Origin of the sequence: Aquipseudomonas alcaligenes, assembly GCF_003205495.1 — a bacterium.
In the GTDB taxonomy this organism is placed as follows: Bacteria; Pseudomonadota; Gammaproteobacteria; order Pseudomonadales; family Pseudomonadaceae; genus Aquipseudomonas; species Aquipseudomonas alcaligenes_B.
The window spans coordinates 19989-44081 of the sequence record NZ_QJRX01000003.1 but is presented as its reverse complement, the minus strand read 5'-3'; the positions used below and the strand labels follow the sequence as shown (position 1 = coordinate 44081).

The following is a 24093-nucleotide window of genomic DNA, read 5'->3' as shown; positions in this document are numbered from 1 at the left end:
CAGGAGGATTCGCCATGCAACCCTTCAGCTTCGCCACCACCGCGCAGATCCTCTGCGAATCCGGCGCCGCCACGCGCCTCGCCGAACTGTGCCGCGAGCGCGGCGCTCGCCGCGTGATGCTGGTGACCGACCCCGGCATCACCCGCTTCGGCCTGCTCGACGGCGTGCTGCCGGGCTTCGCCAGCGCCGGCCTGGCCGTGGAAGTGTTCGACCAGGTGATCGCCGATCCGCCCGAGGCCATCGTGCTCAACGCCGTGGAGCGCGCCCGCGCGCTGGGCGCCGAACTGGTGGTCGGCTTCGGCGGCGGCAGTTCGATGGACGTGGCCAAGCTGGTCGCCCTGCTCGCCCATCCCAACTGCCAGCAGGCGCTGCAGGACATCTACGGTGTGGGCAACGCGCGTGGCCAGCGCCTGCCGCTGATCCAGGTGCCGACCACCGCCGGCACCGGCTCGGAGGTGACGCCGATCTCCATCGTCACCACCGGCGAAACCACCAAGATGGGCGTGGTTTCGCCACTGCTGCTACCGGATCTGGCGCTGCTCGACGCCGAGCTGACCCTCGGCCTGCCGCCGGCGGTGACCGCCGCCACCGGCATCGACGCCATGGTCCACGCCATCGAGGCCTACACCAGCAAGATCAAGAAGAACCCGCTGTCCGACCTGCTGGCCCGCGAGGCCCTGCGCCTGCTGGCTGCCAATCTGGATGAGGCGGTGCACAACGGGCACAACCGCGAGGCGCGCCAGGCCATGCTGCTGGGCGCCTGCCTGGCCGGCCAGGCCTTCGCCAACGCGCCGGTGGCGGCGGTGCACGCCCTGGCCTATCCGCTCGGCGGGCATTTTCATATTCCCCACGGCCTGTCCAACGCCCTGGTGCTACCGCAGGTGCTGCGCTTCAACGCGCCGGCAGCCACGCCGCTGTATGCCGAGCTGGCGCCGCTGCTGCTCGGGGAGCGCTTCAGGGAGGGCAGCGCCGAGCAGCGCTGCGCCGAATTCATCAACGAGCTGGCGGCGCTGAACGAGCGCTGCGGCCTGCCCAGCCGCCTGCGCGACGCCGGCGTCCCGGAAGCCATGCTGCCGACCCTGGCTCGCGACACCATGCTGCAGCAGCGCCTGCTGGTGAATAACCCGCGCGAGGTCAGCGAGGTCGACGCGCTGGCCATCTACCAGGCGGCGTATTGAATGGATGGGAAAGCCCTCTCCCTACGCGGGCCGCCCTCCCCTCTCCCGTAAACGGGAGAGGGGTGACTGGGGATCGAAAGCCCGCGCAGAACCGCCCCCTCTCCCATTTATGGGAGAGGGCTGGGGAGAGGGAAAGCAGGCAACTCGGAGCAGCACCGTAGCCCGGATGCAATCCGGGAAGCCCGCCACTCCGCCCCCGGATTGCATCCGGGCTATGACTGGCCAATAGACCGAAATACAGCCCACGAATCTAACTACCCCGCGCACCATCCAGGCCCTAGGCTGGTACGCAAGCACGACGAGAACCGCCCCATGAGCCAGCCCGAACACCTGCGTAGCGACTACGCCCACTTCCAGCCGATCACCACCCGCTGGCACGACAACGACCTCTACGGCCACGTCAACAACGTCGTCTACTACGGCTTCTTCGACAGCGCGGTGAACACCTACCTGATCGAGGTCGGCGGCCTGGATATCCACGAGGGCGAGGTGATCGGCTTCGTGGTCAGCTCGTCCTGCGACTACTTCGCCTCCATCGCCTTTCCCGAGCGCATCGAGGTCGGCCTGCGCGTCGGCAAGCTGGGCAACAGCTCGGTGCAGTACGAGCTGGCCATTTTCAAACAGGGCGAAGACGAAGCCTGCGCTGCCGGGCGCTTCGTCCATGTGTTCGTCAACCGCGCCAGTAACCGCCCGGTGCCGATTCCCGAAACCCTGCGTACGGCGCTCGCCCGCCTGCTGCGCGACTGATAACAGCCATAACAGAGGATTCCGCCATGCAAGACGCCGTCATCGTCTCCACCGCCCGCACGCCGATCGCCAAGGCCTTCCGCGGCGCCTTCAACGACCTCAAGTCGCCGTCCATGGCTGCCGTCGCCCTGCGCGCCGCGGTCGAGCGTGCCGGCATCGAGCCGGGCGAAATCGAGGACGTGGTGATGGGCACCGCCATGCAGGGCGGCACCGCCTCTACCAACCTCGGCCGCCTGTCGCTGCTGGCCGCCGGCCTGCCGCTGTCGGTCAGCGGCCAGACCATCGACCGCCAGTGCGCCTCCGGCCTGATGGCGATTTCCATTGCCGCCAAGCAGATCATGGTCGACGGCATGGCCGTCACCGTCGGCGCCGGCCAGGAGCAGATCAGCCTGGTGCAGAACACCCACATGAAGTGGACCGCCAGCGACTACGACCCGGCCGTGGTGAAAATGGCCGAGCACGCCTATATGCCCATGCTGCAGACCGCCGAGCTGGTGGCCAAGCGCTACGGTATCAGCCGCGAAGCGCAGGACGCCTACTCCCTGCAATCGCAGCAGCGCACCGCCGCCGCCCAGGCCGCCGGCCTGTTCGCCAATGAAATCATCCCGGTCACCGCTCGCAAGAAGCTGGTCGACAAGGAAACTGGCGCGGTCAGCTTCGAGGAAGTCACCTTGAGCCTGGACGAAGGCAACCGCCCGCAGACCGTGCTGGACGACCTGACCAGGCTCAAGCCGGTCATCGAAGGCGGCTGCATCACCGCCGGCAACGCCAGCCAGCTGTCCGACGGCGCCAGCGCCAGCGTACTGATGAGCGGCACCCTGGCCGCCCAGCGTGGCATCGCCCCGCTCGGCCTGTACCGTGGCATCGCCGTGGCCGGCCTGGCCCCGGAAGAGATGGGCATCGGCCCGGTGTTCGCCGTGCCCAAGCTGCTCAAGCAGCATGGCCTGAGCGTCGACGACATCGGCCTGTGGGAACTCAACGAAGCCTTTGCCTGCCAGGTGCTGTACAGCGCGCAGAAGCTCGGCATCGACCCGGCCAAACTCAACGTCAACGGCGGCGCCATCTCCATCGGCCACCCCTACGGCATGAGCGGCGCGCGCATGGTCGGCCACGCCCTGCTGGAAGGTAAGCGCCGTGGTGTGAAGTACGTGGTGATCACCATGTGCGTCGGCGGCGGCATGGGTGCGGCGGGGCTGTTCGAGGTGCTCTGAGCCCCGTGCGGCAAACGCGAAAACGCAGGCTTCGGCCTGCGTTTTCGTTTCTGCGGTACTCAGTTGCCGCGGTAGGTGGAGAAGCCGTACGGGCTCAGCAGCAGCGGGATGTGGTAGTGCGCCACGCTGCCGTCGACCTCGAAGATCACCGGCACTTCCGGGAAGAAGGTCGCGGTGGCGTGCTGCTTGAACCAGGCGCCGGTTTCGAAGGTGACGCGGTAGGTGCCGCTTTCCAGCTTCCTGCCCTCGGGATAGAGCGCGGTGATGCGGCCCTGCTCGTTGGTCGCACCCTCGTTCAGCTTGTTCCAGCCCTCGCCGTCGAGCTTCTCCAGGCTGACCTCGACCCCCGGCGAAGGCAGGCCGTCCTGCAGGTTGAGGACGTGCACGCTGAGCGGGTTGCCGGCGGCCAGGGCGAGGGTGGAAAGGCCGCTCAGGGCGCTACCGAGCAGCAGGTTTTTCAGCATCTTCATGGTGGATCTCCAGTTCAGGGTTGGGTGGGTAGAACCTGAGCGATGGCCTGCAGCGCGCAGCCTTCGTCGAATTGCGCGCCGCCGGCACCGGCCACGCCGATGGCGCCGATCACCTGGTCGGCCACCTTCAGCGGTACGCCGCCGCCGAGCAGCAGCAGTTCATCGAGGGTGTTGAGGTTTTCCGCGTCGGGGGTGCTGCGCGCACGCTCGGCCAGCAGGCCAGTGGCGGTCTTGGTCGACAGCGCGGTGAAGGCCTTGCGCTGGGCGGCCAGGGTGTTGTGCGGGCCGACGTTGTCGTCGCGCTGCACTGCCACCAGGTTGCCGCCACGGTCGACGACGGCGGCCACGGCAGTGCGGCCTTCGGCATGGCAGGAGGCCAGGGTGGCGTCGAGCAACTGGTTGGCCAGGGCCAGGCTGACATCGGCGCGCTGCGCCACCGCCGGGGTCTCGGCCCAGGCCGGGCTCGCCGCCAGGGCCAGGGCGAGCAGCGACAGTGCGGTAGGGGTTCGGATGGTCATGCGGTTCTCCCGGATAAGGCTCGGCTGAGCCAGTGGCAGGCATCTTGCCCAGCCCTTCCGCACAGACCGATTGCCGGCGGATTACCAATTTGTAATGGGAGAGAAGCGCGGATCGACCTAGGCTATGCGTCTGCAGTGGAGGTCGGCATGCGTATCCTGGTGGTTGAAGACGAAGCGAAGACGGCGGATTACCTGCGCAAGGGCCTGAGCGAAGACGGCTATGCGGTAGAGGTCGCCGGCAATGGCCTGGACGGCCTGCACCTGGCGCAGGAGGAGGTGTTCGACCTGATCATCCTCGACGTCATGCTGCCGGGCATCGATGGCTGGCAGCTGCTGCAGATCATCCGCCGCCAGCTGCAGACCCCGGTGCTGTTCCTCACCGCCCGTGATGCCGTCGAGGACCGTGTGCGCGGCCTGGAGCTGGGCGCCGACGACTACCTGGTCAAGCCCTTCTCCTACGCCGAGCTGCTGGCGCGCGTGCGCAGTCTGCTACGCCGGGGTCCGCCGCGGGAAACCGAGCACTTCGAGGTCGCCGACCTGCAGCTCGACCTGCTCAAGCGCAAGGTCACCCGCAGTGGCGAGCGGCTAAACCTGACCAACAAGGAATTCGCCCTGCTGCACCTGCTGCTGAGCCGCCAGGGCGAAGTGCTGTCGCGCTCGCTGATCGCCTCGCATGTCTGGCAGATGAACTTCGACAGCGACACCAACGTGGTCGACGTGGCCATCCGCCGCCTGCGCGCCAAGGTCGACGATCCCTACCCGCTCAAGCTGATCCACACCGTGCGCGGCATCGGCTACCTGCTGGACCTGCAGCCGTGAGGCTCTGGCCGCGCACCTTGAGCCTGCGCCTGGCGCTGATGTTCGCCCTGGTCGGCGTGCTGCTGCTCGGCGCCCTGGGCTTCTTCCTGTACCAGTCGCTGCAGCGCGAAATCGCCTGGCGCGACGACCAGGCCCTGCTCGGCCGCCTGCAGCGCATGCAGGCCCTGCTCGATGACGCCGCCAGCATCGAGGCGCTGCGCCGCCGTCCGCAGTTGTACGAGAACATGCTGGGCAACCGCGACAACCTGCTGTGGATAGTCGATGCCCAGGGCCAGCCACTGATCGAGGTGAACCCGCCGGCCCTGCCCCTGCCAAGCCTGCCTGCTGCGACCGAACCCCGGCTGACCGATGCACCGGGCAACCCGAGCTTGCGCCTGGCCTGGCTCGATGTGCCACGCCCGGGCGGCGCGCTGCGGCTGATCGCCGGCAAGCTGGCCAGCGAGCGCGAGCAGATGCTCGCCGCCTATCGCCTGAAGATCGGCCTGGCACTGGGCGTCGGTGCGCTGCTGGCCTTCGCCCTCGGCGCCCTGGTCAGCCAGCGCGGGCTGCGCCCGGTGCGCCAGCTGGCCCGGCAGGCCGCCGGCATCGATACGCAGCATCTGCACCTGCGCCTGCAGGGCTTTGCCGAGGTCGGCGAGCTGAGCGCCCTGAGCCAGGCCCTGAACCAGATGCTCGACCGCCTGGAGCAGGGCTTTGCCCAGCTCTCGCGCTTCTCCGAGGACCTGGCCCACGAGATGCGCACACCGCTGAGCAACCTGATGGGCCAGACCCAGCAGGCGCTGCGCCACTCGCGTTCGGTCGAGGACTACCAGAACCTGCTGGTGTCCAATCAGGAGGAATACGAACGCCTGGCGCGGATGATCGACAGCATGCTGTTCCTCGCCCGCACCGAGCAGCCGAAGGCGGCGATCCAGCGCGAGGCAGTCGACCTGCAGGCGTTGGGCGAGCAGCTGTGCGACTACTTCGAGGGCATGGCCCAGGAGCGCGACCTCACCCTGCTCAACCAGGCCAGCGGACAGCTCGCGGCCGAACCGCAACTGCTGCGCCGCGCCCTGGCCAACCTACTGGCCAATGCCCTGCGCCACGCCACACCACACAGCCGCGTGACCCTCGGCAGCACCCGCACGGCCACGGGCGTGACCCTCAGCGTGCACAACCTCGGCGAGCCGATCGGCGCACAGCACCTGCCGCATCTGTTCGAGCGCTTCTACCGCTGCGACCCTTCACGCCATCAGCCGGGCGACTCCGGCGGCCTGGGCCTGGCAATCGTGCGTTCGATCATGCAGGCACACGGCGGCCAGGTCAGCGTCAGCAGCGATGGCGACGGCACCCTCTTCCGCCTGCACTTCCCGAGCTGACGGCCGCGCAGCGGCGCCACTCATGCAAACCCGGCAGTTGCCTTCACAGCTGCTCGGGTGCCCGCTCGCACAGCACCTTGAGCGCCTGAACCCACTGCGGGTGGTCGTTCAGGCAGGGCACCAGCACCAGGTCCTCGCCGCCCGCCTCGCGGAACTGCTCGCGGCCGCGGTCGCCGATTTCCTCCAGGGTCTCGATGCAGTCGGCAACGAAGGCCGGGCACATCACCAGCAGCTTCTTCACCCCGGCCTTGGCCAGCTCGTCCAGACGCGCCTCGGTGTAGGGCTCGATCCACTTGGCACGGCCCAGGCGCGACTGGAAAGCCACCGACCACTTGCCGGCCGGCAGCCCGGCGCGATCGGCGAACAGTTCGGCGCTGCGCAGGCACTGGGCGCGATAGCAGTTGGCGAGCACCTGCGGCGAGGCGTTCTTGCAGCAATCGGCGCCTTTCAGGCAGTGGCCGGTGGGGTCCAGCTTGTGCAGGTGGCGCTCCGGCAGGCCGTGGAAGCTCAGCAGCAGGTGGTCGAAGTCCTGCTCGATATAAGGTTTGGCGCTCTCCACCAGGGCCTCGACGTACTCCGGCTGGGCGTAGAACGGCGCCAGCTCGGCGAATTGCAGGGCCAGGCCGCGCTCACGTACAACCCGCCGCACTTCCTGCAGCGCGGTGGTGGTGGTGCTGTCGGCGAACTGCGGATAGAGCGGTGCCAGGGTGACTTTCTTCACACCCCGGGCCGCCAGGCCAACCAGCACCTTCTCGATCGACGGCTCGCCATAGCGCATGGCCAGCTCCACCGGGCCATGCGGCCAGTGCGGGGCCATGGCCTGCTGCAGGCGGCGGCTGAGCACCACCAGCGGCGAGCCCTCCTCCCACCAGATCGAGGCGTAGGCGTGTGCCGACTGCGCCGGGCGCTTGAGCAGGATCAGCGATACCAGCAGGCGCCGCACCGGCCAAGGCAGGTCGATCACGTAGGGGTCCATGAGGAACTGGTTGAGGTAGCGACGCACGTCGGCCACCTCGGTGGAAGCCGGCGAACCCAGGTTGAGCAACAGCAGGGCATGATCGGTCATGCGGTGTCCTTGAGGATGTCGGCCAGGGCCGAGTCGATGTCGGTGAAGCGGAATGCGTAGCCGTCCTGCAGGGCGCGCTGCGGCAGGGTCTTCTGCCCGCCCAGGAGCAGCTCGGAGAGCTCGCCCAAGCCCAGCTTGAGCGCCAGGGCCGGCACCGGCAGGATGGCCGGGCGATGCAGCGCCCGGCCCAGGGCGCGGGCGAAGTCGCGGTTGCGCACCGGCTGCGGCGCGCAGGCATTATAGGGACCGCTGGCGCCCTCCCGCCGCAAGAGAAAATCGATCAGGCCGATTTCATCCTGCAAATGAATCCACGGCATCCACTGCCGGCCGTTGCCGATCGGCCCGCCCAGGCCCAGGCGGAAGGGCAGCAGCAGGCGCTTGAGGAAGCCACCATCGGGCGCCAGCACCAGTCCGGTGCGCAGCAGCACCACGCGGATGCCGAGGGCCTCGGCGCGCTGCGCGGTCTCCTCCCAGGCGCCGCACAGCTGGGCGGCGAAGTCCTCGCAGACCGGTGCATCGCTCTCGTGCAGCTCGCGCTCGCCGCCGTCGCCATACCAGCCCACGGCCGAGCCGGAGATCAGCACCCGCGGGCGCTGCGCGCGCGCCTCCAACCAGGCCAGCAGCTGTTCGGTGAGGCTGATCCGGCTGGCCCACAGCAGGGCCTTGCGCTTGTGCGTCCAGTGGCGGTCGGCGATCGGCGCGCCGGCCAGGTTGATCACGGCGTCCAGGGGGGCGTCGCCATATTCCTCCAGCCGCGCGATGCCACGCACCGCTGCGCCACAGAGTTGACTCACCTGCTCCGGCCTGCGGCTCCACACGGACAGGCTGTGGCCCGCGGCCAGCCAGTGCCGGCACAGCGCGCGGCCGATCAGACCCGTACCGCCGGTCAGCAATATGTGCATGGCATCCTCCTCGCATGGCGCTAACCACCAGTCTCGCCCTAGTCTGAAGTATGACGCAGGCACGTGCCTTGTCCGCCCGGACCTGACGTCGCAGTTTCAGCAGGTTCGCGATTGGAACCGAACATAGCTGTACAAGACAAGTGTTTGTACAGAATTCGTCGAGAGCGTAGCCTGTAGTAAAGGCAAACGAGGTAGACCATGAGCGCACCCATCGCCATCATCGGTACCGGCCTGGCGGGCCTCTCCGCCGCGCAGGCGCTGCACGCCGCCGGGCTGCAGGTTGAACTGTTCGACAAGAGCCGCGGCAGCGGCGGGCGCATGGCCAGCAAGCGCAGCGACGCCGGCTCGCTGGACCTCGGCGCCCAGTACTTCACCGCCCGCGACCGCCGCTTCGTCGAAGTGGTGCAGCAGTGGCAGGCGCGCGGCTGGGTCGCCGAGTGGGACCCGCAGCTCTACCACAGCAACCAGAACGGCCTGCAACCCTCGCCGGACGAGCAGGTGCGCTGGGTCGGCACGCCGCGCATGAGCGCCATCACCCGCGCCCTGCTCGGCGCCCTGCCGGTGCATTTCGCCTGCCGCATCACCGAGGTGTTCCGCGGCGAGCAGCACTGGGAGCTGCTGGATGGCGAGGGCAACAGCCACGGTCCCTACAGCGCGGTGATAGTCGCCACCCCGGCGCCGCAGGCCACCGGCCTGCTCAGCGCCGCGCCGAAACTCGCCAGCGCCGCCGCCAGCGTGATCATGGAGCCCACCTGGGCGGTCGCCCTGGCCTTCGCCACGCCGCTCGATACCCGCGTGGAGGGCTGCTTCGCCCAGGGCAGCGCGCTCGACTGGGTGGCGCGCAACCGCAGCAAGCCCGGCCGCGACGGCACCTTCGACACCTGGGTGCTGCACGCCAGCAGCACCTGGAGCAAGCAGCACCTGGACCTGCCCAAGGAGGCAGTGATCGAGCGCCTGCACGGCGCCTTCGCCGAGCTGATCGGTTGCGCCCTGCCGGCGCCGGCCGTCAGCCTGGCGCACCGCTGGCTCTACGCCCGCCCGGCCAGCGCCCACGAGTGGGGCGCGCTGGCCGACGCCGACCTGGGTCTGTACGCCTGCGGCGACTGGTGCCTGTCCGGCCGCGTGGAAGGCGCCTGGCTGAGCGGCCAGGAGGTGGCGCGGCGGCTGCTGGAACATCGCCAGTGACGCCGGGCCGGATCAACCCGCGCAAGCTGCTGCTGTCGAAGTGGACGGCGCGCCAGCCGCGCAACCGCGAGAAGCACTTCCTGGTCACCGAGCTGCACTGCGACGAGGAAGGCGAGGTGCTGGCCGTGGAGCTGCAGGCCGTGCTGACCCGGCGCAGCGAGCGCATCGACTGGCGCCTGCTGGAAGATGGCGAGCGCTGGCGGATGGGCTGGGCCTAGCGGACAATGCCGCCCCCTCGCCCGCCGAAGCAGTCACCATGCGTCAGAAGAACCCGCCGCCGCGCCAGCCCAAGGCAGTCGTCAAGGGCCAACTGCACCCGCGCAACCGCCACCAGGGTCGCTACGACTTCCCCAGGTTGATCGAGAGCAGCCCGGAGCTGGGCCGCTTCGTCATCCTCAACCCCTATGGCAAGCAGAGCATCGACTTCGCCGACCCCGAGGCGGTGCGGGTGTTCAACCGCGCCCTGCTGCGCCAGCTGTACGGCATCCGCCACTGGGACATCCCGCCGGGCTACCTGTGCCCGCCGATCCCCGGACGCGCCGACTACCTGCACGGCCTGGCCGACCTGCTGGCCGAGGGCAACGCCGGGGTCATCCCGCGTGGCGCCGGGGTGCGCGTGCTGGACGTGGGCTGCGGGGCCAACTGCATCTACCCGCTGCTCGGCCACAGCGACTACGGCTGGCGCTTCCTCGGCTCGGACATCGACGCGCGGGCACTCGATTCGGCGCGCCACATCGTCCAGGCCAACGGCCTGGGCGAGGCCATCGAACTGCGCCGGCAGGCCGATGACCGGCACATATTCCAGGGCCTGCTGGCAGCCGACGAGCGCTTCGCCCTGACCCTATGCAACCCGCCTTTCCATGCCTCGGCCGCCGAGGCGGCCAGCGGCAGCACGCGCAAGTGGAGGAACCTCGGCAAGCTCGACCCCAGGCGCAAGCTGCCGGTGCTCAACTTCGGCGGGCAGAGCAACGAGCTGTGGTGCGCAGGCGGCGAGGCGGCCTTCCTGCGCCGCATGGCGCGCGAGAGCGCGGCCGTGGCCGGCCAGGTGCTGTGGTTCAGCAGCCTGGTGTCCAAGGCCGCCAACCTGGCGCTGCTGAAGGCGGCGCTGCAGCAGGCCGGTGCGCTGGAAGTGCGCCAGGTGGACATGGCCCAGGGCAACAAGCAAAGCCGCTTCGTCGCCTGGACCTTCCACGAGGTCGCCGCCCGTCGCACCTGGCTGGGTGCTTGCGCCAGCGCGAATGCGGGATGACTATGCTAGGGCTGTAAGAGCGGAGACCGCCGGGAGCCGAGGAGTGCCCATGCGCTGGACAATGCTGCTGACCATCTGCTGCCTGTGCTGGGGGCTGAGCGCCCAGGCGCAGCCGCGCGAGCTGCAGATCAGCGTCGGCGACTGGCCGCCCTACCTGTCCACCGACCAGCGCCACAATGGCGTGATGGCCCACATCATCAGCGACCTGTTCGCCGCGGAAGGCTACAAGGTCAACTTCCGCTTCCTGCCCTGGCCGCGCGCCTATTCCGAGGCCGCCGCCGGCAAGTTCGACGCCACCGGCGTATGGATGCACAAGGGCGAGCGCGAGGCCGACTTCCTGTTCAGCGAGCCGCTGCTGAACGAGCAGTTCGTGTTCTTCCACCTCAAGTCCATGCCCTTCGACTGGCAGCGCTTCGACGACCTCACCGGCATGACCCTCGGCGGCGGCCTGGAATACAGCTACGGGCCGGCCTTCGATGCCTTCCTGGCACGCGGCAAGGTGCGCATGGAGCGGGTCTCCAGCGACCAGCAGAACTTCGAGAAGCTGCTCAAGGAGCGCATCGTGCTCTACCCGCAGGAGCTCAACGTCGGCTACGCCGCCCTGCGCAGCCAGTTCACCCCGGCCGAGCGGGCGCGCATCACCCATCATCCCAAACCGCTGCTGGTCAACCAGAGCTACCTGATGCTGCCCAGGCGCCTGGCCGGCAGCGAGGCACTGGTGCAGCGCTTCAACCAGCGCCTGCGCGAGTTCCGCAGCAGCGGCCGCTACGACCGCTACTTCCATGACCTGCAGGCGGGCAAGTACATGCTCACCGAGGACGGCGCCGAGCAGGCCGTGGTCCTGCCCTGAGCGCGTAAACGCAAGAGCCGCCCCGAAGGGCGGCTCCCGTGCAGGCCCGCTGCATTACTCGACCAGTTCGAACAGTGCCACGCTGCCGTTCTTCTCCAGGCCGGCAACCAGGAAGTGGCGGCCCTGGTGCTCGACATGGGCCAGCCCTTCCGGGGCCAGTTCACCCTTGCCGGCCCCTGCGGCCACCGGCACCACCTGCAGCACCTTGGGCTGCTGCGGCTGGCTCAGGTCGATCAGCGCCAGACCATCGGCACGCTCCAGCGCGGCCACCGCCAGCGACTTGCCGAATGCGGCGAAGGCCACCACGCCTTCCGGCTCGCTGCCCTTGTTGGGGCTGCGCGAGTCCGGGTAGATGCCGGCCTGGGCCGCCATGTCGTCCAGCTGGCTGCCGGTGTCGCCGACCAGCGCGCCGCTCTCGGCGTCGAACAGGCTGACGCTGCGGCCGCCGCCGGTGGGCAGGCCGGCCTTGGTCTTGGACGCCTTGGGATCGGTATCCCCCTCATCGGCGGTGACCAGGTAGCGGCCGTCGGCGCTGACGCTGATGCCATCCGGCTCGCGCAGCGCCAGCAGGCTGGCCTCGGGCTTGTACTGGCCGTCGTCCTCGATGTCGGCGGCATGCTCGATGGTGCCCAGGCCGAACACCTTGAGCAGCCTGGCGCCGGCCACGTCGACCACGGCGATGGCGTTGTTCTCCTGCAGGCTGACGTAGGCCTTGCTGCCGTCCCTGGAGAAGGTCACGTACTCCGGCTCGATGTGCTCGGGCGTGCTGCCGAACGGTACCTTCAGCTCCTCGCCGTCGATCATGCGCTCGACCAGGCGCTTGTGCGCGTCCTGCACGGTGCCCGGCACCTGGGCCAGGTCCGGCAGCTCGACCTTGTGATGCACGGCCTGGTCCAGCCCGGCGCGCAGGTCGATCACGCTGATCGAGCCCTCACCGCTGCGGTAACCGGCGCCGTCCTTGACATAGGCCTCGCCCTCGTTGGCCACCACCAGGAACTCGCCGTTCGGCGAGAAGGCCAGGCTGTCCGGCCAGATGCCCACCGGCACGCTGGCCAGCAGCTTGCCGTCGGCGGCCGAGCGCAGCTGCACCTCGCCGGCGGCCATGCCGTCGCTGCTGCGCAAGCACACGGCGTAGAGATCCTCGCTGGGGTGGAAGGCGGCCGCGGTGATCTCGCCGGCGCCCTTCTCCACTAGGTTCTGCCGCGCCGTGCGCTGCAGCTTGCCGGCTGGGTCGAGCTGGAGGATGTCGACCAGTCCCTCGGCGCTGTTGGTGAGGATCACCCGCATGCTGGAGGCCTGGACGTTGACGATCTCGGTGCCCTCGGCAAAGCCGCTCTGGTACAGGTCCAGCGGTTTCAGTTCGAGGGCGCAGGCCAGCGGGCTCAGGGCGAACAGTGCGCAGAGAGCGGGGAGACGCAGCATGTGGAGAGTTCCTTGTGCGGGTTGGACGGATGAACCGCCGCAGTCTCCACGGGCCGTGTGAAAGGTTGATGAAGACTCGGTTACAGCCTCACATCGGCCATTCGTTGACCACCATGTGGGTCTTCACCCGCTGCATGCCGGGGTAGTTCTCGATCTCGCCGCGGATCTCGGCCAGGCGCGCCATGCTCGCCGCCTCCACCTGCACCAGCATGTCGGTCTCGCCGCTGATGCCGCAACACTGGCGGATCTCCGGATGGGCGCGCATGCGTTCGACATAGTCCTGGCAGCGGCCATTGCTGTAGAAGAGTTCGAGGAAGGCCTTCACCGCCGTGCCTTGCGCCTCCACCACGCGGGCGTGGTAGCCGCGGATGATCCCGGCCTGCTCCAGCTGGCGGATGCGCTCGCCCACCGCCGAACGCGACAGGCTGACCTCGCGGGCGATCTGGCTGACGGAGGTGCGCGCGTCGCTGCGCAGCAGGGCGAGAATCTGGCGGTCGAACTTGTCCACGAAGGCTCCGGCGATCTGACGGGCGATTCCGCCAGTTTGCCGGCGATCGGCGGCAACCTGGCCGCGGCGGCGCGCTTAACATGGCGGGATCGAAAAGGATCGCACGAGCATACCTCATGAGCCGTCTGAACAAGGAACTGGGCCTGCTGCAGGGCATCGGCCTGCTCAGCACCTCACTGCTGGGCACCGGCATCTTCGTGGTGCCGGCGCTGGCCGCCACCGCCGCCGGCCAGGCCTCGCTGTGGGCCTGGCTGATCCTCATCGCCCTGGTGCTGCCGGTGGCCTTCACCTTCGCCCAGCTGGGCCGCCGCTTCCCCCACGCCGGCGGCGCGCCGCACCTGATCGGCCGCGCCTTCGGCGCGCGCAGCGAGCGACTGATCGCCTTCCTGTTCCTCGCCGTGCTGCCGGTCGGCCTGCCCGCCGCGCTGAACATCGCCACCGGCTTCTGGCAGGCCGTGCTGCCGGTGGGCCGCGGCGAAGCGCTGCTGATCCAGCTCGCCACCCTGGCTGCCATGCTCCTGCTCGGCCAGCGCCCGGCGCGCGCCAGCGGCCTGGTGCAGGGGCTGATCGCCCTGGCGATCATCGGCACCGTCGCCCTGGTCTGGTGGGTGGGCGAGCTGCCGCTGGCCAGCCAGCCGCTGCTGCCGCCGGTCGGCGACACCTGGCCGCTGATTCCCGCCGCGCTGGGCGTGATGTTCTGGTGCTTCGTTGGCATCGAGGCCTTCACCCACCTGGGCGAGGAATTCCGCCGCCCGCAGCGCGACTTCCCCCTGGCCCTGCTGCTCGGCGTGCTGCTGGCCGGCCTGGTCTACTGGGCTTTCTCGGTGGCGGTGCTGAGCTTCGGCGTGTACGGCGACGAGCACAGCGACGCCGCCTCGCTGCCGCGCCTGATGCACCTGCTGCTGGGCGACCGCGCCGGCTGGCTGGTGGCGCTGGTCGGCTACCTGGCCTGTTTCGCCTCGATGAATGTCTATGTGCAGGGCTTCGCCCGGCTGATCTGGAGCCTGGCCGACGAGGGCAAGCTGCCGGCGCCGCTGGCCGCGCGCAACCGCCACGGCGTACCCGGCCCGGCGCTGCTGCTGGTGGTGGCGATCTGTGCCCTGTGCGCAGGCCTGGCCGCCATGCTGCAGCTGTCGGTGGACGACCTGATCCGCTATGCCAACGGCAACTTCATCCTGGTCTACCTGCTCAGCATGGGCGCCGGCGTGGTGCTGCTGCGCGGCATCTGGCGCTGGCTCGCGGCGTTCAGCGCCCTGCTTTGCGCGCTGGTGCTGCTGGCGCTGGGCATCGACGCGCTGTACGCCCTCGGCCTGCTGGCCGTGATCGCCCTGCTGGATCACTGGCGCGGGCGCCGCGGCACACAGGCCAGCCTGCAGAGCTGAGGCGGTTCCGGCTATCCTGCCCACTGGGATAGCCTCAAGGACCGACCATGCGCCGCATTCTCCGCGACCTGAAAATCCTCATCCTCGCCAACCTGTGGCTGGTGCCGGTGCTGGCCGGCCTGGTCGGCGCGCTGTTCTACTTCGTCGCGCCGCCACCGCCGATGCACGCGCGCCTGGCCACCGGCGCCGAGGGCGGCGGCTACCACGCCTTCGCCGAGCGCCTGCGCGCCGAGCTGGCCGAGCAGGGCTTCGAGCTGGAGCTGGTGCCGAGCCAGGGCTCGCGTGACAACCTGGCCAAGCTGGGCGCCGGCGAAGTTGAGCTGGCCCTGGTGCAGAGCGGCCAGGAGCTGACCCTGGACGCCGAGGCACGCGCCCGGCTGCTCGGCCTCGGCGTGATGTACCGCGAGCCGCTGTGGCTGTTCACCGGCCGCAAGGTGAAGTTCGAACGCCTCTCCGACCTGCTGCGCCTGCGCCTGGCCATCGGCGCCGAGGACAGCGGCACCCAGGCGGTCACCGCCGCCCTGTTTGCCGCCAACCGCATCACCCCGGCCGACTACCCCAAGGGCTGGCAGAGCCTGGGCGGCAGCCGCGCCGCCGACGCGCTGGTCGAGGGCCGGCTGGACGCTGCCTTCTTCGTCGGCCCGGCGGAGAACCCGCTGGTCCAGCGCCTGGCCGCCGAACCCCGGGTGCGCCTGGTCAGCCTGCGCCGCACCGAGGCCTACCTGGCGCGCCTGCCATACCTGAGCCGCCTGCAGGTCGGCGAGGGCATGCTGGACATGGCCAACAACAGCCCGGACCGCGACATCGTTACCCTCGGCCCGGTGGCCACCCTGGTGGCCGGCGAGGACTTCCACCCCTCGCTCACCCCGCTGATCCTCGAGGCCGCGCGCGAGGTGCTCAAGGATGGCAGCCTGCTCGATCCGGCCGGCAGCTACCCGCAGCGCCCGCCGCGCTCGCTGGAGACCCTGGCCGAGGCCGAGTACTACTACGACAAGGGCCTGCCGATCCTGCAGCGCTACCTGCCGTTCCGCATCGCCTCGCTGGCCGACCGCTACATCATCCTCGCCATTCCCCTGGTGATCCTGCTGTTCCCGCTGTTCAAGGCCATCGGCCCGATCTACCAGTGGCGCATCCGCGCGCGCATCTACCGCTGGTACAAGCACCTGCGCGAGATCGACCAGCAGCTCTACAGCGGCAAGCTCAACGGCGATATCGACGCGGAGATCGCGCGCCTGGAGAAACTGGAAGACGAACTGGCCAAGGTCGAGGTGCCGCTGTCCTACTCCAGCGAGCTGTACGAGCTGCACATGCACCTGCGCTACATGATCGAGCGCCTGCGCGCCTACCAGCGGCGAGCGGGCGCAACCGCCGTCGAGTAAGATACGCGCTTTCCGCTTCCACCCCCCGAGACTGCCATGCCGATCCGCCATTGCATCGTCCACCTGATCGACAAGAAGCCCGACGGCTCGCCCGCCGTGCTGCACGCCCGCGACAGCGAACTGGCCGCCTCGCAGGCCATGGAGAACCTGCTGGCCGACCTCAACGAGAGCTACAACGCCAAGCAGGGCAAGGCCTGGGGCCTGTTCCACGAGGAGTCCGGCGCCTACCCCTTCAGCGGCTGGCTGAAGCAGTACCTGGACGGCGAGCAGGACTTCACCACCTTCAGCCGCCAGGCGGTGACGCAGCTGCAGAAGCTGATGGAGGAATCCAACCTGTCCACCGGTGGCCACGTGCTGTTCGCCCACTACCAGCAGGGCATGACCGACTACCTGGCCATCGCCCTGCTGCACCACAGCGAGGGCGTGGCGGTGACCGAGGCGCTGGACGTGGCGCCGGCCAAGCACCTGGACCTCGGCCAGCTGCACCTGGCCGCGCGCATCAACATCAGCGAGTGGCAGAACAACAAGCAGTCCAAGCAGTACATCTCCTTCATCCGCGGCAAGAACGGCAAGAAGGTCTCGGACTACTTCCGCGACTTCATCGGCTGCCAGGAAGGCGTCGATGCGCCGAGCGAGACGCGCACCCTGCTCAAGGCCTTCAGCGACTTCGTCGAGAGCGAGGACCTGGCCGAGGAGAAGGCCCGCGAGAAGACCGACGCGCTGGTCGACTACGCTACCAGCCAGGCCAGGCTGGGCGAGCCGATCACCCTGGAGGAGCTGTCCGGGCTGATCGACGAGGAGCGCCCGCGCGCCTTCTTCGAACATATCCGCAACAAGGACTACGGCATGGCCCCGGAGTTTCCGGCGGACAAGCGTACCCTCAGCCAGTTCCGCCGCTTCACCGGGCGCGCCGAGGGCCTGTCGATCAGTTTCGAGGCGCACCTGCTGGGCTCGAAGATCGAATACGACGAGGCGCGCGACATGCTGATCATCCGCCAGGTCCCGACCCAGCTGAAGGACCAGCTCAAGCGCCGCAAGGACTGAGCCCATGCGCCTGGCCGATGCCGTGCTCGACGCCTGCCTGTGCGACGTGGACGCGCCGCTGGCGGGCGATCCGGCGCGCGACTTCGGCCTGGACAAGCTCCAGGGGCAACAGGCCCTGGCCGCCTTGCGCCCTTGGCTCAACGAGCGCCAGCGCATGCTCTGGGCCAATCGTCGCGAGGCCCTGCTGCTGGTGTTGCAGGGCCCGGACTGCTCCGGCAAGGACAGCCTGATCCGCCGCGTGCTCAATGCCTTCGACCCGCAGGGCCTGAGCATCCACGACTTCCACCAGCCGAGCGCCGAGGAGCAGCGCCAGCACTTCCTGCTGCGTTATCGCCAGCGCCTGCCCGGCCCCGGCCTGCTCGGCGTGTTCAACCGCAGCCACTACGAGGCGCTGATCTGCGACCCGCTCGATGGCCTATGCAGCGCAGACGAACTGCCCGGCCGCCTGCACGAGCTGCGCGCCTTCGAGGCCGAGTGGCCGGCGCGTCACCTGCATCCGCTCAAATGCTACCTGCACATCTCCCGTGACGAGCAGCGACTGCGCCTTCTGAGCCGTTTGCAGCGCCCGGAGAAGCGCTGGAAGCTGCACCCCAGCGACCTGCAGGCGTACCGCGAATTCGACCTGCGCCAGGCGCGCTGGAGCGCGCTGCTGGCGGCCAGCCATACGGCGGCCGCGCCCTGGTATGTGATCCCCGCCGAACAGCGCTGGCTGCGCGACTGGCTGGTGGCCAGCCTGCTGGCCCGCGAGCTGGAACGCCTCGACCTCAGCTGGCCGGACAACCCGCCGCCCTTCTCCGCCGCCGACCTGCTGTAGCCCGGATGCAATCCGGGAGCGGAGTCGCCTGCTTCCCGGACTGCATCCGGGCTACGCCATCTGGCCACCCCAACGAAAACGCCCGGCGGTGCCGGGCGTTCGTGCAGCGCTCGCGCAGCCTCAGACCGCCGTCAGGCTGAAGCCCAGGCGCGGGAAGTGCACATGCACAGTACCGGCGCGCTCGTCCTGACGGCGCAGGATAATGCTCTCGTCCGACACGCAGAGCAGCTCGCCCTGCACCGGATCGACGCCGTAGTCGGTCGCCGCCACGCTGACCTGCTGGCCGACCTGGAAGCCCAGCGCCTGGCTGCAGTCTTCCTCCGGCAGCGCCGCAGGCGTCGCCGCGCGGGCGATGGCGATGGCCTCCTCGCTGCTCAGCGGGCTGTGCGCGCCATGCCCGAAGCCGAGCACGCGGCCGAGCCAGGCCGCCACTTCCGGGTAGTCGTCGACCAGCGGCGCGGTGACGTGGGTGCCCTTGAGGAACCACAGCGGATGGGCCATGGCGAAGTCGGCGATCGACGGCTCGCCGCACAGGAAGTCACCCTCCTCGCGCGCCAGCTGCTGTTGCAGGCGCGCCATCAGCACCGGCCACTGCAGCTTGGCCTGCGCGGCCGGCAGGCGGCTGGCGCTACCACCGGCGAACAGCGCGGCACGATCGGCGACGAAGGCCTGCTGCGCCGCCGGCGGCAGCTTGCCCATGCGCACGGCGATGGATTCCGGCTGGAACACCAGGGTCACCGCGTGTTGGAACACCACCGCGTCTGCCCACTGGGCGAAGCTCGCGGCGACGAACTCCTGGCCTTCGGGGAACAGGCTCGGCGTGGCCTTCTCGGCCTCCAGGCGACGGGCGATCAGCGCGGTGTCGCAGTAGATGTCGGCGCCGACCTGCAGCACCGGGGTCTTGCGGTAGCCGCCAGTGAGCGCGGTCAGATCCGGCTTGGGCATGATCCGCGGGATCTCCACCGAGCGCCACGACAGCTGCTTGAAGCCCAACATCAGGCGGGCCTTCTCGGCGAAGGGCGAGGCGTCGTAGTGGTGCAGGATGAGTTCGGACATGGCGGGACTCCGCGGCAGTTGAAAAGACGAGGCCGCAGCTTAGCCGCAGGCGGCGCCACGGCCTACCCCTTCAACCTGATGACGGCCCATCCAGCGCACCTATCAAGGCCTCCTTGGCCGCCTTCTTCAGGCGCTTAATGGCGATCTCGCGGCGCAGCGCGGCGCTCTTGTCGGCGCATTCCTCGACATACACCAGCGCCCGCGCCGGGCTGGAATGGAAAAAGCGCGCGCCTCTGCCGCTGCGATGCTGCTCGAAGCGCCGCTGCGGATCGTCGCTGATGCCACAGTAGAGCGCACCGCTTTCGGCGCGGACCAGGTAGACGAACCAGGGTTTGGCGGGCGGAGTATCGGTCATGGCTCGGCGGCACAATGGATGGCTGCCGAGCTTACCCAGTCAGCGCCCGGCCTGCCAGGCGCGCAGCCCGGCCATGGCCTGCTTGCCCACCGCCGCCTGCACCGGCGCCAGCCAGCCCAGCAGCAGGCCCTTGGCCCCCAGCGCCTGACGCATCCAGCGCCACAGGTCGAAGTGATCGTGGTGCTCGACGATCTTGCCGTCCGCGAAGCGGAAGCTCGCCTCGATATGGTTCTCCACCGTGCGCCCGGTGGCGCTGAACAGGTAGTTCGCCACCCAGCGCGCGCGGCCCTGCTGGTCGTCGGCCTCGAGCACCTCGTAGCTCAGCGAAAAGTCCTTGGCGCGCGCGCAGAGCATGCGCCACATGTCGCCGGCGTCGCGGCCACGCAAGTCGCGGAAGGCCGGGTCGGAGAAGCGCACGTCGGCGGCGTAGCAGGCGGCCATGGCCTCGGCATCGAGCCTCTGGAAGGCCTGGTAGAAACGGTCGATCAGTTCGGCATTGGGATGGGCCATGGGGCGCTGCTCCGGGTGGGAATGGGCAGAGTATGGCCGCGCGGGTGAGCGACAGCGATTGGCGATGAAGACAACTTTGTGGCAATAATCGCCACATGATTCGCATCGCCCTGTACGTCTGCCCGCTGACCGTGCTGTCCAGCCTGAGCCAGGCCCTGGATACCTTTCGCCTGGCCAACCAGCTGGCCGGCGCGACGCTGTTCGAACTGCTGCGCGTCAGCGCGGATGGCCGGCCGGTGGATCTGGGCCTGGCCGAAGTGCGGGTGGACGGCGGCCTGGAGCTGGCCGAGGGCGCCGCACTGCTGCTGATCCCCGCCACCGGCAGCGCGCTGCAGCGCACCCTGGAGGGCAACGCCGCCCTGCTCGCCTGGCTGGCCACGCGGCCGCCGGAACAGCAGCTGGCCAGCCTGTGCAGCAGCGCCTGCCTGCTGGCCGCCGCCGGCCAGCTGGACGGGCGCCTCGCCACCACCCACTGGGCCCTGGCGCAGCAGTTCCGCCAGCGCTACCCGCGGGTACGTTTGCAGATCGACGCGCTGTTCACCGCGGACGGCAACCGCTTCTGTTCCGGCGGCGCCCAGGCCGGGCTCGACCTGTGCCTGCAGCTGATCGCCCTGCACGCCGGCGACTGGCTGGCGCAACAGGTGGCCAATGCCCTGGTGGTAGAGCGCCAGCGCGGCAGCCAGCTGCGCTTCACCCCGCTACTGCCGGACAATGGCCAGGACGATGCCCAGCTGGCCCCGCTCTTGCGCTGGATGGCCCTGCACCACGCCGAGCCCATCGACCTGGCGAGCCTCGCCGCACGCGCCAACTGCTCCACCCGCACCCTGCTGCGGCGCTTCAAGGCGGCCACCGGGCTGACGCCCAACGACTACCTGCAGCGCCTGCGCATCGGCGCCGCGCAGCATGCCCTGCGCAACCCCGCGCACTCGCTGGAGCAGGTCGCCGCGCAGGTCGGCTACGCCGACCGCGCCACCTTCGCCAAGCTGTTCAAGCAGCTGTGCGGCGAGACACCGGGCGCCTTCCGCAAACGCCTGCGCCAGGCATGAAAAAGCCGGGCCCGGGCCCGGCTTTGGCGAACAGCACGCTTAGAAGCTGGTGCGGTAATGCAGGGTATAGGCCTCGACGCCGTCGTTGGGCTGCTTGATGCCGAGGTTGGAGTAGTGGATGGCGCGGATGCCGACTTCCTGCCCGGAGAAGCGCAGGCCAGCGCCGATGCGGTCCTCGAACTGGAAGGAGGAGCCGAGGTCGTTGTCCTCCAGTTCGGTGCTCTCGAAGAAGGCCACGCCGATACCGGCCTCGATGTAGGGGCGCACCGTCTCGCCGGCGAATTCGTAGACGAACACCGGGCTGAACGACAGGCTGTGGTTGCTGGCCGTCTCGTCGCCGTCCCAGTAGCTGTAGCCGGCGTCCCAGTAGCCGGTCAGGCGCCCGGTGTCGCTCTGCCACCAGCTGGTGTTCCAGTCCCATTGCGCACCGAGGCGATAGACCATGGTCGAGTCGCCGGTCTGGCCGATGGCGGCGGTGAAGTCGACGGCCTGGGCGGACAGGCTCCCCATTGCCAGGGCCGCAGCGGCGGCCAGAGAAAGGATCTTCTGCATTCTTCTACATCCTGTACTGGAAGGTAACGGCGTTATGACAGTACAGAGAGTATAGAACCCAGGGTTCTCAGGGAAAGCCGACCAAAAGCAAAATTCAGGGCAGCGGCTGCACCGCGCAGGCTTCGCCCCAAAGCAGCGGCAGGACGCCGGCCAGGCTCTGCGGCGTGCCACTGGACCAGAACCGCGCGCGGGCCCGCGTGCCCTCCTCGGCCAGCAAGCGGCGCTGCTCCAGCAGGCGCTGCAGGTGCCGCGCCACCGCCGCGCCGGTATCCACCAGGCTGACCGCATCCGGCACCAGCTCGCGCAGCAACGGCTTGATGAAGGGGTAGTGGGTGCAGCCAAGGATCAGCGTGTCGCAGCCCTCGGCCAGCAGCGGCTCGACCCAGCCCTGCAGCAGTGCGCGGGTGCGCGGGCTGTCCAGCTCACCAGCCTCGATCTGCTCGACCAGCCCCGGGCAGGGCTGGGTGATCACCCGCACGTCGCTGGCGAAGCGATCCAGCAGGGCGGCGAACTTGGCGCTCTTCAAGGTGCCGGTGGTGGCCAGCACGCCGACCACGCCGCTGCGGGTAGCCGCCGCCGCCGGCTTCACCGCCGGCTCCATGCCGACGATGGGCAGCTCGGGGTAGCGCGCGCGCAGCTCGGCCACCGCCGCCGCGGTGGCGGTGTTGCAGGCCAGCACCAGCGCCTTGGCGCCCTGCCCCAGGAGAAACTCGGCGATGTGCTGGCTGCGTTCGCGGATGAACTCCGCGCTCTTCTCGCCGTAGGGCACATGGCCGCTGTCGGCCACGTACAGCAGCGACTCGTGCGGCAGCCGCGCGCGGATCTCGCGCAGCACCGAGAGGCCACCGACGCCGGAGTCGAACACGCCGATCGGTGCCTGGCTCATGGCCGCGCTCCGCACACACTGCAGGCCGGATCGCGCTTGACCCGCAGCTCGCGAAAGCGTGAACCGAGGGCGTCGATCAGCAGCAGGCGGCCCACCAGCGGCTCGCCGAAACCGGCCAGCAGCTTGAGCGCCTCCAGCGCCTGCAGGCTGCCGACCAGGCCCACCAGCGGCCCGACCACGCCGGCCTCGCTGCAGGTCAGTTCGGCCTCGCTGCCGTGGCCATATAGGCAGTGATAGCAGGGGCTGGTCGCGTCGCGCGGGTCGAACACGGCGAGCTGGCCTTCCAGGCGGATCGCCGCGCCGGACACCAGCGGCTTGCCGGCGGCCACGCAGGCGGCGTTGACCGCCTCGCGGGTGGTGAAGTTGTCCGAGCAGTCCAGCACCAGGTCCACCGCGGCAACGGCGGCGGCCAGGGAATCCTCGTCCAGCGCCGTGCGGTGCGGCACCAGGGCGATCTGCGGATTGATGGCGGACAGACGGGCCATGGCCGAATCCACTTTGCTGGCACCGATCTGCGTGCTGTCGTGCAGCACCTGGCGCTGCAGGTTGGTCAGGTCGACGCTGTCGAAGTCCGCCAGGTGCAGCTCGCCGACCCCGGCGGCCGCCAGGTACAGGGCCACCGGCGAACCCAGGCCGCCGAGCCCGACTATCAGCACGCGGCTCTGTTTCAGCCTGAGCTGCCCGGCCACGTCGATCTGCGGCAGGAGGATCTGCCGGCTGTAGCGCAGCAGCTCGTCGTCGTTGAGTTCCATCGTCATGCCGGCCATTGCCCCAGGGAAATGCGCTCGTGACCGCCCAGGTCGCGACGGCTGTCCACGCGGGTGAAACCGGCGGCGGCGAGCAACCCGCGCACCGCCGCGGCCTGATCGTAGCCATGCTCCAGCAGCAGCCAGCTGCCGGCTTCCAGGTGCTGCGGCGCCTGGGTGACGATCTGGCGGATATCGTCCAGGCCGTCGGCGCCGGCCACCAGGGCACTGAGCGGCTCGAAGCGCACATCGCCCTCGCCCAGGTGGCGGTCGCTAGCGGCGATATAGGGCGGATTGCTCAGGATCAGGCCGAAGCGCTCGCCGGCCAGGCCGTCGAACCAGCTGCTCTGGCGGAACACGGCATTGGTCAGCCCCAGGCGCTGGCGATTGCGCTCGGCCAGCGCCACCGCCTCGGCGATGCGGTCCACCCCGGTCACCTGCCAGCCGCCGCGCTCGCTGGCCAGGGCCAGGGCGATGGCGCCGCTGCCGGTGCCCAGGTCGAGCACCCGCAACGGGGTGGCCGGCGCCAGCTGCAGGGCGGTCTCCACCAGCAGTTCGGTATCGGGACGGGGAATCAGGGTGTGCGGCGCGACTTCCAGGTCCAGGCTCCAGAAGCCCTGGTGGCCGAGGATGTAGGCCACCGGCTCGCCGGCGCGGCGGCGTTCGAGCAGGGCGGCGAAGGCGGCCAGCTGTTCGGCGCCCGGCTCGTGCTCGGGCCAGGTGCGCAGGTAGCTGCGCGGCTTGCCCAGGGCGGCGGCCAGCAGCAGCTCGGCATCCAGCCGCGCCGTCGGCGAGTCCGGCAGTTCGGCCTGGTCCAGCAGCGCGGCGAGGCTCGGCATG

Annotated in this window: 27 protein-coding genes; 14 read left to right on the top strand and 13 right to left on the bottom strand. The window is 69.4% G+C overall.

The genetic code is table 11. The features are described 5' to 3' along the window. The first annotated feature begins 14 nt into the window (after positions 1-14). The 3 genes from DMO17_RS05460 to DMO17_RS05450 all read left to right on the top strand — a co-directional run bounded on the left by DMO17_RS05460 (position 15) and on the right by DMO17_RS05450 (position 3136). Complete coding sequence (locus DMO17_RS05460; protein ID WP_110681469.1) at positions 15-1178, top strand: iron-containing alcohol dehydrogenase; 1164 nt, start codon at positions 15-17, stop codon at positions 1176-1178. Positions 1179-1490: 312 nt separating this feature from the next. Next, positions 1491-1925, top strand: coding sequence for an acyl-CoA thioesterase (locus DMO17_RS05455; protein ID WP_110681467.1), 435 nt, complete (start codon positions 1491-1493; stop codon positions 1923-1925). 26 nt (positions 1926-1951) lie between these two features. Then, positions 1952-3136, top strand: a complete 1185-nt coding sequence (locus DMO17_RS05450) for an acetyl-CoA C-acyltransferase (protein WP_110681465.1) — start codon at positions 1952-1954, stop codon at positions 3134-3136. Positions 3137-3195: 59 nt separating this feature from the next. On the opposite strand, the gene uraH is transcribed toward DMO17_RS05450, so the two are convergent. Together uraH and DMO17_RS05440 are read right to left on the bottom strand one after the other, a co-directional pair. Beyond that, entirely contained in the window at positions 3196-3606 is a 411-nt protein-coding gene (gene uraH, locus DMO17_RS05445) for a hydroxyisourate hydrolase (RefSeq protein ID WP_110681463.1), read from the bottom strand. 14 nt (positions 3607-3620) lie between these two features. Further along, positions 3621-4118 carry a GlcG/HbpS family heme-binding protein gene (locus DMO17_RS05440; RefSeq protein ID WP_375538008.1) on the bottom strand — a complete coding sequence of 166 codons (498 nt, stop codon included), beginning with the start codon at positions 4116-4118 and terminating at the stop codon, positions 3621-3623. A 153-nt stretch (positions 4119-4271) separates the two neighbouring features. Here DMO17_RS05440 and DMO17_RS05435 point away from each other — a divergent pair, with 153 nt between their 5' ends. Both DMO17_RS05435 and DMO17_RS05430 read left to right on the top strand, forming a co-directional pair. Next, entirely contained in the window at positions 4272-4943 is a 672-nt protein-coding gene (locus tag DMO17_RS05435; protein WP_110681460.1) for a heavy metal response regulator transcription factor, read from the top strand. Then, on the top strand, positions 4940-6301 hold the full coding sequence (locus DMO17_RS05430) for a heavy metal sensor histidine kinase (protein WP_110681458.1): 1362 nt from the start codon (positions 4940-4942) through the stop codon (positions 6299-6301). Before DMO17_RS05435 ends, DMO17_RS05430 begins: the two co-directional genes overlap by 4 nt. 43 nt (positions 6302-6344) lie before the next feature. On the opposite strand, the gene hemH is transcribed toward DMO17_RS05430, so the two are convergent. Further along, the gene (hemH, locus tag DMO17_RS05425) at positions 6345-7367 is read right to left on the bottom strand and encodes a ferrochelatase (protein WP_110681456.1); all 1023 of its coding nucleotides are present in this window, start codon (positions 7365-7367) and stop codon (positions 6345-6347) included. Then, positions 7364-8269: a TIGR01777 family oxidoreductase gene (locus DMO17_RS05420; protein WP_110681454.1), complete on the bottom strand. Its 906-nt coding sequence runs from the start codon at positions 8267-8269 to the stop codon at positions 7364-7366. Before DMO17_RS05420 ends, hemH begins: the two co-directional genes overlap by 4 nt. A gap of 198 nt (positions 8270-8467) precedes the next feature. Here DMO17_RS05420 and DMO17_RS05415 point away from each other — a divergent pair, with 198 nt between their 5' ends. From DMO17_RS05415 to DMO17_RS05400, 4 genes are read left to right on the top strand one after another with little or no spacing between them, the layout of a single operon-like run. After that, on the top strand, positions 8468-9454 hold the full coding sequence (locus tag DMO17_RS05415; protein ID WP_110681452.1) for an NAD(P)/FAD-dependent oxidoreductase: 987 nt from the start codon (positions 8468-8470) through the stop codon (positions 9452-9454). After that, positions 9451-9672, top strand: coding sequence for a TIGR02450 family Trp-rich protein (locus DMO17_RS05410; protein ID WP_110681449.1), 222 nt, complete (start codon positions 9451-9453; stop codon positions 9670-9672). Before DMO17_RS05415 ends, DMO17_RS05410 begins: the two co-directional genes overlap by 4 nt. A gap of 38 nt (positions 9673-9710) precedes the next feature. Next, positions 9711-10703: a 23S rRNA (adenine(1618)-N(6))-methyltransferase RlmF gene (rlmF, locus tag DMO17_RS05405; RefSeq protein WP_110681447.1), complete on the top strand. Its 993-nt coding sequence runs from the start codon at positions 9711-9713 to the stop codon at positions 10701-10703. Between the two features lie 49 nt (positions 10704-10752). After that, positions 10753-11553, top strand: a complete 801-nt coding sequence (locus DMO17_RS05400; protein WP_110681446.1) for a substrate-binding periplasmic protein — start codon at positions 10753-10755, stop codon at positions 11551-11553. A 54-nt stretch (positions 11554-11607) separates the two neighbouring features. Here the strand turns inward: DMO17_RS05400 and DMO17_RS05395 are convergent, their stop codons facing one another. Both DMO17_RS05395 and DMO17_RS05390 read right to left on the bottom strand, forming a co-directional pair. Further along, positions 11608-12975, bottom strand: coding sequence for a choice-of-anchor I domain-containing protein (locus tag DMO17_RS05395; protein WP_110681444.1), 1368 nt, complete (start codon positions 12973-12975; stop codon positions 11608-11610). A gap of 88 nt (positions 12976-13063) precedes the next feature. Beyond that, entirely contained in the window at positions 13064-13483 is a 420-nt protein-coding gene (locus DMO17_RS05390; protein WP_349681693.1) for an Lrp/AsnC family transcriptional regulator, read from the bottom strand. Positions 13484-13599: 116 nt separating this feature from the next. On the opposite strand from DMO17_RS05390, the gene yjeH reads away from it, so the two are divergent. From yjeH to DMO17_RS05370, 4 genes are read left to right on the top strand one after another with little or no spacing between them, the layout of a single operon-like run. Then, positions 13600-14865, top strand: coding sequence for an L-methionine/branched-chain amino acid transporter (gene yjeH, locus DMO17_RS05385; protein ID WP_110681439.1), 1266 nt, complete (start codon positions 13600-13602; stop codon positions 14863-14865). Positions 14866-14912: 47 nt separating this feature from the next. Continuing rightward, entirely contained in the window at positions 14913-16244 is a 1332-nt protein-coding gene (locus DMO17_RS05380) for a TAXI family TRAP transporter solute-binding subunit (RefSeq protein ID WP_110681437.1), read from the top strand. Between the two features lie 36 nt (positions 16245-16280). Further along, the gene (gene yejK / locus DMO17_RS05375; protein ID WP_110681435.1) at positions 16281-17288 is read left to right on the top strand and encodes a nucleoid-associated protein YejK; all 1008 of its coding nucleotides are present in this window, start codon (positions 16281-16283) and stop codon (positions 17286-17288) included. Positions 17289-17292: 4 nt separating this feature from the next. Next, a complete protein-coding gene (locus tag DMO17_RS05370) occupies positions 17293-18102 on the top strand; it encodes a polyphosphate kinase 2 family protein (RefSeq protein ID WP_110681433.1) in 810 nt (269 codons plus the stop codon). A gap of 120 nt (positions 18103-18222) precedes the next feature. Here the strand turns inward: DMO17_RS05370 and DMO17_RS05365 are convergent, their stop codons facing one another. The 3 genes from DMO17_RS05365 to DMO17_RS05355 form a co-directional block, all read right to left on the bottom strand. Beyond that, positions 18223-19158, bottom strand: coding sequence for a glutathione S-transferase family protein (locus DMO17_RS05365; RefSeq protein ID WP_110681431.1), 936 nt, complete (start codon positions 19156-19158; stop codon positions 18223-18225). 70 nt (positions 19159-19228) lie between these two features. Continuing rightward, the gene (locus DMO17_RS05360; RefSeq protein WP_110681429.1) at positions 19229-19513 is read right to left on the bottom strand and encodes a GIY-YIG nuclease family protein; all 285 of its coding nucleotides are present in this window, start codon (positions 19511-19513) and stop codon (positions 19229-19231) included. 39 nt (positions 19514-19552) lie between these two features. Next, on the bottom strand, positions 19553-20023 hold the full coding sequence (locus DMO17_RS05355) for a nuclear transport factor 2 family protein (protein WP_110681427.1): 471 nt from the start codon (positions 20021-20023) through the stop codon (positions 19553-19555). 95 nt (positions 20024-20118) lie between these two features. On the opposite strand from DMO17_RS05355, the gene DMO17_RS05350 reads away from it, so the two are divergent. Beyond that, on the top strand, positions 20119-21069 hold the full coding sequence (locus DMO17_RS05350; RefSeq protein WP_110681425.1) for a GlxA family transcriptional regulator: 951 nt from the start codon (positions 20119-20121) through the stop codon (positions 21067-21069). A gap of 39 nt (positions 21070-21108) precedes the next feature. Here the strand turns inward: DMO17_RS05350 and DMO17_RS05345 are convergent, their stop codons facing one another. The 4 genes from DMO17_RS05345 to prmC form a co-directional block, all read right to left on the bottom strand. Then, a complete protein-coding gene (locus tag DMO17_RS05345; RefSeq protein ID WP_110681423.1) occupies positions 21109-21621 on the bottom strand; it encodes an acyloxyacyl hydrolase in 513 nt (170 codons plus the stop codon). A gap of 94 nt (positions 21622-21715) precedes the next feature. Further along, entirely contained in the window at positions 21716-22507 is a 792-nt protein-coding gene (gene murI / locus DMO17_RS05340; RefSeq protein ID WP_110681422.1) for a glutamate racemase, read from the bottom strand. Next, the gene (locus DMO17_RS05335; RefSeq protein WP_258371499.1) at positions 22504-23259 is read right to left on the bottom strand and encodes a molybdopterin-synthase adenylyltransferase MoeB; all 756 of its coding nucleotides are present in this window, start codon (positions 23257-23259) and stop codon (positions 22504-22506) included. The genes murI and DMO17_RS05335 overlap by 4 nt, the downstream gene beginning before the upstream one ends. Positions 23260-23261: 2 nt before the next feature. Next, positions 23262-24092, bottom strand: a complete 831-nt coding sequence (gene prmC, locus DMO17_RS05330) for a peptide chain release factor N(5)-glutamine methyltransferase (RefSeq protein WP_110681420.1) — start codon at positions 24090-24092, stop codon at positions 23262-23264. Position 24093: the final 1 nt, after the last annotated feature.

Coding starts and splice junctions, on each gene's coding strand:
- DMO17_RS05355 (WP_110681427.1), bottom strand. CDS start 20,023: ATGGCCCATCCCAATGCCGAACTGATCGACCGTTTCTACCAGGCCTTC.
- DMO17_RS05415 (WP_110681452.1), top strand. CDS start 8,468: ATGAGCGCACCCATCGCCATCATCGGTACCGGCCTGGCGGGCCTCTCC.
- DMO17_RS05350 (WP_110681425.1), top strand. CDS start 20,119: ATGATTCGCATCGCCCTGTACGTCTGCCCGCTGACCGTGCTGTCCAGC.
- uraH (WP_110681463.1), bottom strand. CDS start 3,606: ATGAAGATGCTGAAAAACCTGCTGCTCGGTAGCGCCCTGAGCGGCCTT.
- yjeH (WP_110681439.1), top strand. CDS start 13,600: ATGAGCCGTCTGAACAAGGAACTGGGCCTGCTGCAGGGCATCGGCCTG.
- DMO17_RS05455 (WP_110681467.1), top strand. CDS start 1,491: ATGAGCCAGCCCGAACACCTGCGTAGCGACTACGCCCACTTCCAGCCG.
- DMO17_RS05380 (WP_110681437.1), top strand. CDS start 14,913: ATGCGCCGCATTCTCCGCGACCTGAAAATCCTCATCCTCGCCAACCTG.
- rlmF (WP_110681447.1), top strand. CDS start 9,711: ATGCGTCAGAAGAACCCGCCGCCGCGCCAGCCCAAGGCAGTCGTCAAG.
- DMO17_RS05345 (WP_110681423.1), bottom strand. CDS start 21,621: ATGCAGAAGATCCTTTCTCTGGCCGCCGCTGCGGCCCTGGCAATGGGG.
- hemH (WP_110681456.1), bottom strand. CDS start 7,367: ATGACCGATCATGCCCTGCTGTTGCTCAACCTGGGTTCGCCGGCTTCC.
- DMO17_RS05400 (WP_110681446.1), top strand. CDS start 10,753: ATGCGCTGGACAATGCTGCTGACCATCTGCTGCCTGTGCTGGGGGCTG.
- DMO17_RS05370 (WP_110681433.1), top strand. CDS start 17,293: ATGCGCCTGGCCGATGCCGTGCTCGACGCCTGCCTGTGCGACGTGGAC.
- DMO17_RS05450 (WP_110681465.1), top strand. CDS start 1,952: ATGCAAGACGCCGTCATCGTCTCCACCGCCCGCACGCCGATCGCCAAG.
- DMO17_RS05360 (WP_110681429.1), bottom strand. CDS start 19,513: ATGACCGATACTCCGCCCGCCAAACCCTGGTTCGTCTACCTGGTCCGC.
- DMO17_RS05335 (WP_258371499.1), bottom strand. CDS start 23,259: ATGGAACTCAACGACGACGAGCTGCTGCGCTACAGCCGGCAGATCCTC.
- DMO17_RS05435 (WP_110681460.1), top strand. CDS start 4,272: ATGCGTATCCTGGTGGTTGAAGACGAAGCGAAGACGGCGGATTACCTG.
- DMO17_RS05420 (WP_110681454.1), bottom strand. CDS start 8,269: ATGCACATATTGCTGACCGGCGGTACGGGTCTGATCGGCCGCGCGCTG.
- DMO17_RS05395 (WP_110681444.1), bottom strand. CDS start 12,975: ATGCTGCGTCTCCCCGCTCTCTGCGCACTGTTCGCCCTGAGCCCGCTG.
- yejK (WP_110681435.1), top strand. CDS start 16,281: ATGCCGATCCGCCATTGCATCGTCCACCTGATCGACAAGAAGCCCGAC.
- prmC (WP_110681420.1), bottom strand. CDS start 24,092: ATGCCGAGCCTCGCCGCGCTGCTGGACCAGGCCGAACTGCCGGACTCG.
- DMO17_RS05460 (WP_110681469.1), top strand. CDS start 15: ATGCAACCCTTCAGCTTCGCCACCACCGCGCAGATCCTCTGCGAATCC.
- murI (WP_110681422.1), bottom strand. CDS start 22,507: ATGAGCCAGGCACCGATCGGCGTGTTCGACTCCGGCGTCGGTGGCCTC.
- DMO17_RS05365 (WP_110681431.1), bottom strand. CDS start 19,158: ATGTCCGAACTCATCCTGCACCACTACGACGCCTCGCCCTTCGCCGAG.